This window comes from Natrialba sp. PRR66, assembly GCF_034808065.1.
GTDB classification, from domain to species: domain Archaea; phylum Halobacteriota; class Halobacteria; order Halobacteriales; family Natrialbaceae; genus Natrialba; species Natrialba aegyptia.
Window position 1 is genome coordinate 1 of the sequence record NZ_JAXHGN010000190.1, and the last position, 253, is coordinate 253.

Below are 253 nucleotides of genomic sequence, written 5' to 3' on the forward strand. Positions count from 1 at the left end.
TAATAATCTAAATGGACCGATACCAGCAAGTTTGTCAAGCCTCAAGAATTTATCTCGGTTTGCAGCTAATCAGAATAAATTTATCGGTTGGATTCCGAATGGGATTACCAAGCATCTGAGGATTTTGGATTTGAGTTACAACTACCTGAGTGGGGAGATCCCCTCCGATCTTTTCTCATCCCCGGTGTTGGAAAGTGTTGACCTCAGCCACAATCAGCTTGAAGGGCAGATTACAGGGATCATTTCTCGCAGC

The 253-nt window shown here is 43.9% G+C and carries 1 pseudogene; it reads left to right on the plus strand.

What is annotated here, in order from left to right:
• Positions 1–253, plus strand: a pseudogene (locus SM755_RS23950) (hypothetical protein); the annotation flags it as partial.